We start from the raw sequence: 11,981 nt of genomic DNA, 5'->3' as shown, positions 1-11,981 counted from the left end.
TTGTCGGCTGCTGTGCGTGCTTTGTCTGCGCTATCCTGTGCAGCGTTTGCAGTGGTCTGTGCGTTATCGGCTGACGCCTGTGCGGTATTGGCTGTCGACTGCGCATGATCGGCCGCTGTCCTGGCACTGTCCGCGGCGGTTTGTGCTGTGCTGGCAGCCGCTGCCACGGTTTGCAACTGGCCAAGATTGACAGCATCCTTCACAAGCACACCATCGGCGATGTTGGAAATCTTGCTGGTTTCCGATGATCCGTGGCGCGCATCGAACGCACCGGCGGTCTCGTTCCACAGCAATGCATCCTCGCCAAGACGATCGGCCCTGGTCGCAAGGGCGCTCACGCGGTCATTGGTCTCTGACAATTGGCCACCAGTCACAGCATCCGTGGATTCTGTGGTGAGAGCGCCGGGTGCGAGATTTGTAATCCTTCCATTCTCCCGTATCATCATCGGGTTGCCCTCGCTGTCCAGCAATTGCTTTCCATCATCGTCAAGCTGGGGAATGATACGCTCGGCATCGAAAGCGTTCTTCTCAGGGTGCCACAACAGAGAACTGTCTATAATTGCTCCAATCGCGCGATCATTCTTGACCATTTCATTATCAAGCGCGGCAATTGCACCCAGAAGGGTGTTGGGCTGTTCGGCTGGGATCGTATTGCCATTGCCGTCAACCGTTGCCCCGAGACTTTTCAATGCAATTTCGGGCATGACGAGAGCGCCTGCGTCATTGATCACCGCGCCGTCTCCGATTGCTGCACGCACAGATTCCGCGACACCGGTCTGTCCCGGGTTCGTTCCGGGAACTGGCAGAGCCGCGATCCTTGCTTCGAGGTCGCCGACCCGTGTATGTGTTTTTCCAATCTCAGAGAACGCAGCGAAGAGCTGCGAACCATTGATTGCGTCCGTACTATCAGCACTGATCCGCCCGGATGCAAAATTCGTGCCCTGCCTCTGCTGCGCCAAACTACCGACCGACAATTCGGCATGTGGTGCTCCGCCAGCGAAATTATAGACTGTCCCAGCCAGCGTTGCGGATGGATATGGGGCCATGCTCCCGGTTCTCGCATTGGAACCCAAGGCAACGCCGAAATCATTTTCAGCGGTGGCGCCGAATCCTAGCGCCATTGCATCACGTATATTCTGCTCGACGAGAGCGTTTCGTCCTACGGCAATCGCGTTTTCCGCTCTTGCTCGTGCACCGTAGCCAACGGCGACGGCACCTTCTGCGACAGTCAACTGGTTTGCGATCCCTGCAACCGCATTCCGTCCGACTGCTGTTGTGTTGGGTCCGTAGGCTTGCGCAAATCGACCTGCAGCCAGAGCGGAATATCCTTCCGCCTGGGTCGATGGACCTAAAGCTGTGGATCGCTGGCCTCTTGCTTTCGCGGCCGTACCAACCCCGAGGGCATAGGTCCCGATCGCCTCGGAATTATTGCCGATCGCGACCGCAAAACCTTGCGCGGCACCATCCGCAACACTTCCGTCGGCCGAGGCCTGTCCGCCGATCGCAATATCTCCGGCGTGTACGGTCCTGGTTGTTGTGCTTCCGATTTTGAATCCGGCCCCCGTATCTCTTCCCATTTGAAGAGTTGCCATCGGAATATGAACGTAGCCATTGAGCATCGCGAGCCCATTGACGTAGATTTCACCGCCTAAGCTCAGCGAAGTGGCTCCGACTCCGTTCACACCTGCTGGACGATAGAACAGCACAGAATTCGTCTGAGTTGACTTGTTGTTCGAGTTACATTCAGCAGCATTGTTGCGCAGGTTGATATAGGCCGCCGCGTCCTGGGTAAAACTCGGCGAACCCACCGCGAAGCTATCCTGCGGGTCATTGATGCTCACGCATCGTCCGTCTGTGTTTGCGTTTATGTATATTCCATTTGCGAGCAGAGGAGAGGTCGCAGCGATAGCGATCGCAGCGCCGACACCCAAAAGACCAAGCCCGCGTGGGGACTTGAAGCCGAGAACACGACAAGCCATCCGCCAAACCGCAAACAGACGACGGCGAGACGAATTGCCAATAGCTGGTGATCTGATCCAAGTCACTTCGAAGGTTAATGCGGTGTCTGGGCGGCTGTGCTGCAGGTTCTTGGTCGATTGTCTCATGGTTCCTCGTCGCATTCAGAACAGGCAGCCTTGACAGCCGACCCTGAACACAAGAATTTTTGTATGAGGGACAACCATTGGCAGGCCGGTCGTCCATAAGCGCGGCGACGGGGATAGCCGCAAATACGGGCGGGACGACAGGTTACATACTGTTACAGCACGGCTACACGGGAAGCCTCATGTGTAAACGTGCCGGCGTCAGGCAAGGCTGGTGGGGAAAAGATCGGGCCAACGGCAATCATTTCAAGGCATGCGACCTCAAACGCCCATGGAAGGTCTGCCGACATAGTAGCCCTGAATATGCGTCGCGCCTGAGGCGACTGCCCGTCCCCATTGCTCGGCCGTCTCAACGCCTTCCACGACCACGACGGGCGCGATGCAAAGGGCGAAATCGACGATGTGGTGAAGAGAATGGTTCCGCTTTGATCTGCCGCGAATATTCCAGAGCATGGAGGCATCGATCTTGATGATATCTGGTTCAACCTTCAGCAACTGGCTGGGCGAGAGGTGCCCGGAGCCAAAATCGTCCATCGCGATCCGACAGCCGGTGTCCTGTGCCTGCTTTATGAACTGATTGATCTCTGTGGCGTCCCTCAGAGGAGAGGTCTCTGTGATCTCCAGAACAAGTCTTGATGCCAATCCAGACGCACGGATTGACCGGAGCATCTTGTTTCGGATCTCATGATTTTGAAACGTGACTGCGGAAACATTGCAACCGCGTTGCAGGTTCGGCTCACGCTTTAGATCATTGATGACGACGCTTAAGATTTGTTGGTCGAGATGAATGATATCGCCGCAGGATTCCAACTGGGGAATGAAATAGCCACCGCCATGCACGATACCATCGGCCGTTCGAAGCCTCGCCAAGCCTTCATGGTAGAAAGTCTGGCCACCGAGCGCGGCGCGTTTTACAGGCTGATAGGCGCAGAGAAACGCCCTCTCGCGCAACAGCATGCGTTCATTTCTGGCGTCCGACAGACGATCCAACATATCGCTACCCATACTAAAACAGTGATCATTTTGATCGCTTTGCGGAACGGCGTCCAAGGCCGACCGGCGAGGCTGTGTGAATGAGCTACTTTTAGATAAACAAGGCAAGTTACATACCGCTACAGGGGCCTCTGTAACGCGACGCGGTGGACAAATTGATTGTTCAAGCAATGATTGGAAGCGACAAGGGTGGTCGCACGCCATGTTTTCGCGCCGTGCTGCAGCCGGTCTCGTCGCTCGTGCGCAATCAAACGCTGTGCAGCCGAGGATGCCAGCCAATGCCCTTCGGAGGCGAGTGTCCATAAGATGGCATTTTTTAGGATGGTGAGCGTAGGGAAGGCCGCAGTTAAGGCTTCGCCTCGACGCCCACCAGAGCAAGGCCTTCGGCGATACTATCAATAACGCTTTCCGACACATTGTTGTGGTGAAAGTCACCATAGAGATGGCGTTCATAGCCCGGGCGTAAACTGTGCAGCGCAGCGAGCGCCTGTCGTGCATCCTCAAGCCGGTTTAATTTGGCATAGATGATCGTTCTGATGAGCGGGACCAGATAATAGTCGGAAGCACCGACCCTCTCGAGGAGAGACAGCGCATTTGCGTAATTTCCCAGATAGTATTCGCGGTATGCAAGCGACAAGAACGCTAACCCGACGTGCTCTCCCGTCTCATCAATCCCGGTTCTGACGAGGTTGACGCCCTCATCAACCAGTCCGATATTCATGAATGCGTTTCCAATGCGGATCTTCAAATGCGGGTCCTTATAAACGCGAAGTATGTTGCGGGCGATTTTTTCAAAAGCAGGCAAGTTCGCGTTATTATAAGTGAGATACATCAGAGCCTGATCTGTCAGCAAAGAATTCGGCGCAAGGATTCTTGCCTGAGTTGCGGCATTCTCAAGCTTGAGCGCCCAGGATTTTGTGTCCTCTCCAAAAGATGCGGCGCGTCGCGCCAGACGATAATAAATCTGGGCGAGAATAGCCCATGCCTCGGCGTTGTTGGGATGTTGCGTGACCACCTCCTCCAGACAGTGCATGACATCACTTTGGAAAACGGAATGATAGATCAAGGCCAGTCGTTGCGGTTTGGTCAAGCATCCTCTTTGATCCTGGGTGCCGTCATAAAGGACCCCGATGATCGTGGGGATAGCACCCTCCATGCCAAGAATACGCCCAGCCAGCGAATCCACCGCTGTTTCAAAGGTTGCATCGGGGGGCAAATCCTCAATTGATGCCCACGCGACCTCCTTCGATCGTATGTCGTCCAATTGCCAGACCACAGACAGCGTCGTCTCGGTTTGTCGGATATGCGCTTTGAGATTATAAACATCGCTGTTTTTGGCCGGGTCTGACATGGCACTGTTCGCATCGCCTTTTCGATTATCAATGATCCGGGCATTGCCATAGGCCGCTAAATGCGAAACGAGGAGTTGTGTCATGCCCTCCGCGACCTGCTTGGCAGCATCCGAGTTTATGGACGCCTCAACCGCATTGACGATCAATACGGGTTGTCCCTGTTGCTTGATCATTGGGCGTTCTTCAGAAGCCCGCATTGCCAGAACTGCGATCAAACCTGTAAAAAGAAGCACAAGAATAGTTAGATAGCCGCGATTCTGCCAAAGATTGCGTGTGCGCTTTGCAGTCGTTTGAGCAGCGACGTCGATATGCGCTGAATATGCTATCGGCTTGTCTGCGGGGGGAACTTCCGCTGCGGTGAAAACCGGTACATATCGACCTCGCGGCAGTGATATCCGGATTCCAGTCTGAGATTTTGAGTTTTGGTTGTAGCGTTCCAGTGCGCTGCGCAGTCGGTTTGCAGTGGTCCGAACGATCGGATCCATCGATGCGTCAAAATCCACACCCCGGTGAAAGACTTCGATTGCGATGGAATAGGATTTGATCCGCTCTGCGCGACCTGCCAGCGTTTCAGACACGATATAGCTTAGAAATGACCGCATCCTCTCGGCATTCGTGAAATGTTCCGATGCCAGGATCTGCGCAAGCTCTTCATTGACGGCAGCAACGTCAAAGTCGTTCAGTCCAGGACTTTCCATTTGCCGGGCTCTCCGCAACAGCACGATCAACAGTTTAACACCCGCTCGTTCGCGTCGAAAGATCAAGCCGGAAAGAACAATTATTGAATTGCGGCTATGCTTTCTGGTCGAAGGAAGCGTGTGTTGTCGAAAAAGGCGATCGTAGACAATGCGATCAACCGCTCACACACAGAACTGGCAACTATTCTTTAAGTCGGCGACCCAACGGTTCGAAATGCTGCAAGGTGCCGGAAAACCTTGCTCCAGACGCAGCGATGCTTGGCACTTCGAAACACTTGATCCTGGCTTTCCCTGGGTGTGTGGGGCGCCGGGTACAGCACCACGATAATATTGTGTAGGTATTAAGAGTTACATAACGCGAACATTGGCGTAAAAACGCAAGTCCCAATGGTCGCTGCGCATGAAAATCGCAGTCTCAACTCGTGTCGGCTTTTGACGGCGTTACGCGAATTCAACGTCGCTCAAGTGGCAAATTGCAGAATGGGCGCTGCCTGTCGGAGAAGCGACTGAACGATAATCGCTGGCGAGATGGCGCAACAATTCATTCTTAGAGCCCTGTTAACTTTCGTGGTCCCCGCTTATCCGCACACTTGCCGATCATAGCCAGAGAACCTGTGACGGGTTTGGAAACACCCAAGAACAGTACGCCAGAATGTCAGTTTTGCTGCTCCGGTCCTTGGCGTTGTGATCACGTATCGAGTGTTAAGCCACGGCCGGGGTATTTGGAAGACCACCCTTGGATTTCGGCGATGCTCGATGCGATCTGTAACCGTTTGCTACCGTTCGACACCTGAATTTTTCCAGTTGGTTCTGATCTAGGCGGACCTGTACACGGAGCCTAAGTAAACATGACGAACGCCACACATGCCACGCGACGCCGGTTAAGGGCGTCCGTATCGCTACCCGGAACTGTTCTGGGGATCTTTTTTGTCGGCGTGCCGCTATTGCTACCGGAGTCTTTGGTCGGCTACGCGGACTCCGCGCTCGCGTCCTGCCTGATGGCAGAAAGCGTTTACAAGTGCTCCGGAAGAAACACGCGCGCAACCAGTGTGATCCTCGAGGGTACAGCCGCTTTTCCGAACGTCAAAGTTCTGCTGGAGCCGAACTATATCAGGAGCAATGCAACAGTTTCAGCTTCCAATGGTCTTGGACTTCACGTTAAGGCTGACCCGGGCTTTGGTGCAATTGAAGTGACACAAGCGGCGGGTGGTTCGCTGACGGGGGGATACAGGGGACTGTTGGTCGCCAACAGAGCGGGGGAGACGACAGCTGTCGATCTTTCTGGTGATGTCTCAAGCACAACGGGTGCAGCCGTGGAGGTCGTTGCGGACCAAGGTGACTTGCTGTTTGAACAGCAGCGCGGACTGATTTCCGGTAATCGCAGTGGCGCTGTGTTATCGGTAGCGTCGGGCTCGGCAAATGTCGTCATGGCGGGTGAAGTCAGAGCAGTGCGCGATCAAGGGCTGCTTTTGACTTCAGGAGCGAGCGCCAATGAGATGTCTGTTGAGCTCGCACCAGAAAGCAAAATCTCAAGCGCGATGAATGGACCTGCTGTCCGGCTTCACCACGATGGACTGGGTCAGCAGAAAGTCGAGGCGAATGGATCGATCACAGCCAATGGGTCCAATGCCCGCGGGCTTGAGATCACCAACACTGCGAGCGCTGAAACAGTGATCGTGAAACAAGCGAGTTCTGGCCACGTCAAAGCGTCGTCAACTGGCATTCGGCTGCTGAATTCCGGCGCTGGTGGCAGCATGCTTGAGGTTCTCGGCACGGTCGAGTCAACCCATCACGTCGGCGTATATGCCGAACAGGTTGAGCGTAGCACCGACTTAAACATCTTAGCATCGGGCAAAATAAATTCAGCGCTGGCAGGCCTTGTTGCGCGCCAAAGAGGCTCTGGCGCAACGCATGTGGCGATTGACGGCGACGTGTCGAGTGTTTCAGCTGCCGGCGTGCAGGTGGAAAGTGAGGGTGGTGGCGGGATTTCGCTGAGCCAAGCAGCAGGAACGATCACCGGGCGCAGTGACGGTGTCAGGGTTGTCAACGGAGGCACGGGAGGGTCGGCTGTGACGATCTTGCAGGAGGCAGCCGGATCGATCATCGGCGCCTCCAGAGGCCTGTCGGTCTCAAACAGGACAGCAGGCGCGACCGCGGTCGACGTTTCTGGTCACATTGCAAGCGGTGCTGGAACAGGTGTTGAAGTTATAGGTTCCGACGGGGGGCTTTCATTCGAGCAGCGACAAGGCGTGATTTCCGGCATGCGCAGCGGCGCATCCTTATCGGGCCATAAAGGGAACACCCTTGTCCGAATTGCAGGAGAAATCAGCGCTACGGAGGATTATGGTCTTTTTGCCAATAGTGGCGCCGAGAGCGGCAAGATGTTGGTGGAGCTGGCACCAAACAGTGCCATCACAAGTCTTGGAAACAAAACTGCCGTCAGACTCTATCATAGTGGCGAGGGTGGACAATCCGTACAATTGGCTGGAAAAATTACTGCCGCTGGAAGCAATGCTCGCGGTGTCGAAGTTTTCAGCGCCGCCAGCGCTGAAGAGCTCCAAGTCAAACAGACATCGACAGGAACTGTCAAGGCAACTTCGACGGGCGTCTATTCGTTGAACTCCGGGACCGGCGCCTCAGTGCTGGAAGTGCTCGGATCGGTCGAGTCGGAAAGCCATTTTGGCATTTACATGGAGAATGCAAAACGCGCCACCGATATGAACGCTACAATATCTGGAACCGTGACTTCGACTCTCGCGGCTGTCGTTGCGCGGCAGCAAGGATCCGGCACGACGAGTCTGTGGATTGACGGCGACATTGCCAGCGGGAAGTCCGTTGGCGTTCAAATTGAACATGATGGCCAAGGCGACGTCTCACTCACACAGTCCGGAGGCCGCATCGTTGGCCATATACAAGGGATACGCCTTTCCAACCGCGGGCCGGGGAATGCAACAATTGACCTGACTGGTGATGTGAGCGGGAGCGTTGGCGTCACAAACTATGGCGAGGGCGACATATCGATCACCCAGCATGCGGGCTCGGTTACCCAGACAGCAGAAGCGGGCAGCATTGCGCTTGGTGAAATTGGAAACAGCGTCGACGTGAAAGACGGCAACGGAATTGTGGCGTTCAACCATTCGGTCGGATCAACACGTATTGTTGTTGCAGGCAATGTCAGTGCACCGCTTAACGCGGTGGGAGCGGATAGCAAGATGTCGGAGTCGACCATTTCGATCTTTCAGCCGTCCGGTAAAATCGAGAGCACAGGAACCGCAATCAATCTTGGATTGTCTGGTAACAATGTGCTCGATGTGAATGGAATTGTAAGAGGTGGCTCCGGTTCCGCAATCTTTATACTTGCTCCTATCAAAGCTTCTATCGATATTCGCAACGGCGCCGATGTCAGTGCTGCATCTGGCATTGCGATTTTGAATGGAGACACAATCCATGGGCCGAGTGGAACGCTGCTCGGAGGTGATAGTGTCGTGAGGTCCTCTGGCACGGTCGTGGGAGATACCGTGCTACAAAATGGTAACGACAGGTTTGAGCTTCTCGCAGGCAGTTACACAGGCAACATCTATGGAGACTACCGAGACGATTCTGGCATTGCAGCCAGCGCACGCCGTGATGGAGACGATACTTTTATCTGGTCGGGCGGTTCATTTGTGGGCGGATACTATGGCGGTGGAGGTTCGGATATTGCGACAATAACGGCCGCTAACTATGACGGAACCCAGGTGCTTGATGGTGGAGACGATACGTCTATGTCAGACGGAATGGTGGATCTGCTGACGTTCGGGGGTGTATCTGCGCAATCGGAGGGTCACAGGATCAGCAACTGGGAGGTGGTTCGGCTTGATCAAACGCATCTTGAAATCACCGATGGCAAATGGGTAGTGGGTGCGGTGGAGGAACCGGCGACCGGCGTTTCCCTTGCAAACCAATCCATTTTGAGCGGACGATCCGATCTCCTGCTGGCGACCAATCTATCCATCGATAACACCTCCAGCTTGGTGAAAAAGGACGACCAACGCGGGACAATTACAATCGGTGGAGACGTTCACAATGCCGGTCTGATTACGATGCAGAATGGCGAGCCTGGAGACAGTATCGCGATCTTGGGAGATTTTACGGGTCATGGTGGCACCGTTGTTCTCGATACGGCTTTGGGCGATGACTTATCCCCGACCGATCGTCTGCTGGTCTCCGGTGATTCCAGCGGGCATAGCCGGGTGAAGATCGCAAATATCGGTGGCGTTGGATCCTATACCAATGAGGGCATCAAGATCATCGATATCGGTGGTCAATCCAATGGCAGTTTTGCGCTCAATGGCGATTACACCACCCATGACGGCCAGCAGGCGATCCTGACATCGTCTGCCTTTGCCTATACCTTGCAGAAAGGCTCAGGCAGTGGCAACCAGGACGGCAACTGGTATCTGGTCAGCCAGAGTGTCAAGCGAACTGATTTAACCAACCCGGTCGGACCGACCAATCCAACCGGACCACGCTATTCGGCCGCAGCGCCGGTCTATGAATCTTATACCACTGTGCTGCAGGCGCTCAACAGACTGCCCACATTGCAGCAGCGGGTCGGCGATCGCGCGCTGGATGGCCAGCCTGGTCTGGCCGGCCAGGGCGCTCTGGCCCAGGGATCGGCTTCCGCTACATCCGACATCACTCCGGCCGGCATCTGGGGTCGCATTGAAGGCGCGCATAATCGCATTCAGGCCGGCTCGACCGCAGGCGATCTCAATCAGAACATCAACACCTTCATCCTGCAGGCCGGTGTCGATGGCCAGTTCTATGAAGGCGATACCGGTCGCCTGCTTGCCGGCATCACCGGCCAGTATGGCAAGGCTCATGGCAATATCGACAATCTGACCGGCGATGGCAGCGGGACCATCGACACCCAGGCCTGGGGCCTGGGAGCCAATGCCACCTTCTATGGCAATTCCGGCTTCTATCTCGATGCGCAGGCTGGGGCCAACTGGTATGACAGTGATCTCGATGTCGATGCCATCAATCGCACGCTTGCCAATTCCAACAAGGGCTTTGGCTATGCCTTGAGCCTGGAAGCCGGTCAGCGCTTCACGCTCAATGAGAACTGGTCGCTGACCCCGCAGGCCCAGCTGATGTGGTCATCGGTGGATTTTGACAGCTTTACCGACAGCTACGGCGCCCGCATCTCAAACCATGATGGCGACAGCCTCACCGGACGTCTGGGCCTTGCGGCAAACTATGCCAACAGCTTTACCGGCTCCGACGGACGTCTCGTCAATACCAGCCTTTATGGCATTGCCAATCTCTATCAGGAGTTTTTGGGCGATGCCCGCATGAACTATGCCGGTACCCATCTCGATACCGATACCGACAAGACATGGGGTGGCATCGGCATGGGCGGCAGTTACAGCTGGGCCGACAACAAATATGCCCTTTATGGCGAAGGCTCCATCAACACAGCGCTCAACCATTTTGCCGACAGCTATACACTCAAAGGCAATGTCGGTCTCAAAGTGAAGTGGTGACAGCAGTTCAAACATTGACGGATACCAATTCCACATCGAGCCGAACAAATTGTCGCACGGACGGCCAAAGATGGAATAGGCTTGGATATTTCACGGTTCTCGCAGACGCTTGAACGCTAGAAACGGTCCCTCGAAGCAAAGGCCGTTCCACCGTCAAAGTGGCGAGAGGAAACCCTTTTGCCCAGGAGAATGAGCACGACCGTAGTGTGGATCAAGGCGATCGGACCAAACTAAAACAAGGACGGTATCATAAGCAAACAGCGTACCAATCCGCTTTCGGTATTCACCTGCGCAGCTTGTCGGGCAACGATCATCGTTGTCATTGCACCGGCAGATCGCGCGCATGCCATTGCGCACGCGGGATTTCCGCCCCGATCGCGTAGCTGAATTGAGTTATCTGCATCGCTTTATCGTCAAGCTGGCAATCAAAATCGATCGCATACCAGCGCGCGCGGCTGCGAAACGCCCCATTGCGGACCGTAAAATTGTTACCCGAAACCGTGCCGCCGCTGGGGGCCAGCATGTCCGGGAAGGTGTTGGGCCGTTGGTGACGCACCTGCTCCAGCGCTTCAATGCCACAGATTTGCAAAGTTCGGTCTCGCTTGGACAGTTTTCCAAGAGCCTGTCTGATGCGCGGATCAGCGAGCGTGTCTTTGGCATAGATCTGTTGGACGGGCTTCAGCTTCGCAGGCTTTTGCAAAGGCGTTGGCACGGCCGCTTCGCTGTTGGCGCGTTGGCGATCAGCGAGCGCGCTCGCGGTGTCGGATTGCGACCGGGCGCTCAGAACAGGCTGCTGGCTTAGAAGGTCAGCCTGGTCTGTGTCCAGAGCTGGGGTTGAAGGCGGATCGCGTTGATGGTCATTGTCGGCTTTTGTTGGGCTGCCCTTATTGTCGATCGCCTGTGTTGGCGTCGGCGGCGATTGCGTGGGTTCCATCGCCGCGACGTCTTGGCTGGCGCTTTCAAAGGTCTGCGGCTGAGATTTCGGCGCATCCTCCCGCTTGGCTTTGCCTGGCTCATGGATGGGCGGCTCAACCAGCTCGACATCGACACTTTGGTCGGGTTCTGGTGCTGGGATGGCGGGCCAGCGGTAAAACAAAAGGACTGCCAGCGCCAGATGAAACAGGATGGAAGCGGGTGGACCCCAGTCCAGTTTCACAAAAATTCTTGTCAGAAAATGCTGCATGGGGTGAATGGCTCGTCCTGGAGGCGCTGACATTAGAGACGAAAGCAACGGGGAACAAGTGGAGAGGACGAATTTGCTGTGGTTTAACCTGCGGGGCGGCTTATCACCGTTGCAGAATTGGCTGT

Annotated in this window: 4 protein-coding genes and 1 pseudogene; 1 reads left to right on the top strand and 4 read right to left on the bottom strand. The window is 55.3% G+C overall.

All coding sequences use genetic code 11. The features are described from left to right. The 3 genes and pseudogenes from ABWV94_RS21895 to ABWV94_RS21885 all read right to left on the bottom strand — a co-directional run. Positions 1 to 2,105 (bottom strand): annotated as a pseudogene (locus ABWV94_RS21895) (hypothetical protein); the annotation flags it as partial. Between the two features lie 258 nt (positions 2,106 to 2,363). After that, positions 2,364 to 3,152, bottom strand: coding sequence for an EAL domain-containing protein (locus tag ABWV94_RS21890; RefSeq protein WP_162761643.1), 789 nt, complete (start codon positions 3,150 to 3,152; stop codon positions 2,364 to 2,366). A gap of 289 nt (positions 3,153 to 3,441) precedes the next feature. Then, positions 3,442 to 4,620 (bottom strand): tetratricopeptide repeat protein, encoded by a 1,179-nt coding sequence (locus tag ABWV94_RS21885; RefSeq protein WP_353415329.1) that lies wholly within the window; start codon positions 4,618 to 4,620, stop codon positions 3,442 to 3,444. A gap of 1,373 nt (positions 4,621 to 5,993) precedes the next feature. Here ABWV94_RS21885 and ABWV94_RS21880 point away from each other — a divergent pair. Beyond that, positions 5,994 to 10,673 (top strand): autotransporter outer membrane beta-barrel domain-containing protein, encoded by a 4,680-nt coding sequence (locus ABWV94_RS21880; RefSeq protein ID WP_353415328.1) that lies wholly within the window; start codon positions 5,994 to 5,996, stop codon positions 10,671 to 10,673. Positions 10,674 to 10,992: 319 nt separating this feature from the next. Here ABWV94_RS21880 and ABWV94_RS21875 read toward each other — a convergent pair whose 3' ends face one another. Continuing rightward, the gene (locus ABWV94_RS21875) at positions 10,993 to 11,829 is read right to left on the bottom strand and encodes a DUF930 domain-containing protein (protein WP_353415327.1); all 837 of its coding nucleotides are present in this window, start codon (positions 11,827 to 11,829) and stop codon (positions 10,993 to 10,995) included. Between the last annotated feature and the right edge of the window lie 152 nt (positions 11,830 to 11,981).

Source organism: Brucella sp. NBRC 12953 (assembly GCF_040369775.1).
Lineage (GTDB): Bacteria > Pseudomonadota > Alphaproteobacteria > Rhizobiales > Rhizobiaceae > Brucella > Brucella pseudogrignonensis.
The sequence above is the reverse complement of the archived record's forward strand: the minus strand, read 5'-3'. Positions and strand labels throughout refer to the sequence as shown.

Excerpts from the sequence above, each read along its gene's own strand:
- ABWV94_RS21885 (WP_353415329.1), bottom strand. The coding sequence starts at position 4,620 with ATGATCAAGCAACAGGGACAACCCGTATTGATCGTCAATGCGGTTGAG.
- ABWV94_RS21880 (WP_353415328.1), top strand. The coding sequence starts at position 5,994 with ATGACGAACGCCACACATGCCACGCGACGCCGGTTAAGGGCGTCCGTA.